The organism is Streptomyces sp. NPDC054841 (assembly GCF_053611045.1).
Window position 1 is genome coordinate 1 of sequence record NZ_JBSGZO010000877.1, and the last position, 1,565, is coordinate 1,565.

The window sequence follows — 1,565 nt, forward strand, 5'->3', positions numbered from 1 at the left end:
GTTAAGTGTTTTTGATGTTCTGTTTCCACATGTGCACAGCGACGCGCCCGTGTTGGTTGTGGATAGTCAACCGCTGTGGTCGCTGCTTTTTGCGGTGTTGGTGAAGCCGGTTATCTTCCTCGTTCATGGGTGGGGTTCGGGGTGGCTTGGTGGTTTCCGGCACACGGCTGACGGACCGGGTGGGTATCGGGGTTCTGACGCGTCTGGTCCACCGGGATCTGGTCGATGAAGTACTTGCCGATACGGGCCGGACCGAGAAGCGGTCACGTCTGTTGCCGGCACGTGTTGTCGTCTACTACGTCATGGGCTTGTGTCTGTTCTTCGGCGAGTCGTATGAGGAAGTGATCCGCCTGCTCGTCAATGGGCTGCGTTTTTTGGGGACATGGCGGAAAGACTGGACGGTCCCCACGACAAGCGCAATTTCCCAGGCGCGTCGGCGTCTGGGACCGGAGCCTTTGCGGGTGCTGTTCGAGCGGGTGGCGCTGCCGTGCGCTCGGCGGGGCACGCAAGGAGCCTGGCTGGGCCGGTGGCGACTGATGGCCATCGACGGGTTCGTTCTGGACATTCCCGACACTCCGGCGAATGACGCGGAGTTCGGACGCTCTGGGGGAACGAAGAACCCGGCGCCGTTTCCCCAGGTGAAGATCGTGGCGTTGGGCGAATGCGGGACACATGCCGTGGTGGCCGCCCGGCTGGGGCCCTGGCGTGTGGACGAGGGCGTCCTCGCCAAAGAACTCGTCGCCGACTTCGAGCCGGGCATGCTCATCACTGCTGACCGGGGGTTTTACGCGTACCGGCTGTGGGAGGCAGCTGCCGCGACAGGTGCGGATCTGCTGTGGCGCATGCCCGACGGGCCGCATCTGCCGGTGGTCCGGCCGCTGAAGGACGGATCGTACGAGTCATTTCTACTCGACCCGAAGGTCCGGGGCCGACGCGCGACCCAGCGTCACCGGGGGTCGCGTATCGAGGAGCCGTCCGGGATTCCGGTCCGGGTCGTCGAGTACGAGGTGACCAATCGTGAAGGCAAAGGAGAGATCTTCTGCCTGATCACCACGATCATGGATCCCGACGAGGCCGGCGCCGCCGAACTCGCGGCCGCTTACGCAGAACGCTGGGAAATCGAATCCAGCCTCGACGAAGTGAAGACTCATCAGCGCGGCCGCGGCGGGGTCCTGCGCTCGAGAACACCGGGCATGATCGAGCAGGAGATCTGGGCACTCCTGCTGACCCATTACGCCGTCCGGCACCTGATGTGCGAAGCGGCAGACCAGGCCGACATCGACCCCGACAGACTGTCCTTCATCCGATCACTGCGCATCATCCGCCGCCGGGTTGCCGACCAGGCGGGCTTTTCCCCCTCACCGTCTCGCAAAAGCTCTTGAAGCAGCCCGCGTAGAAATCCTCGAGAGGCCCAACCCGCGACGGCGGCACCGCACCAGCCCACGAGCCGTCAAACGCGTCCACGTGAACGCCTACAGAAAGAAACTCCGCGCCGAAACCACCATCCATCACCCCGACCCACCCGACATCAAAATCCTCGCCGTTTCTTAACTACGCGGCATTGC

General features: G+C 63.6%; 1 protein-coding gene. It reads left to right on the forward strand.

Annotated features, from left to right (window positions below):
* Positions 1-149 precede the first annotated feature (149 nt).
* On the forward strand, positions 150-1,382 hold the full coding sequence (locus ACWGI8_RS44125; RefSeq protein ID WP_453669242.1) for an IS4 family transposase: 1,233 nt from the start codon (positions 150-152) through the stop codon (positions 1,380-1,382).
* Positions 1,383-1,565: the final 183 nt, after the last annotated feature.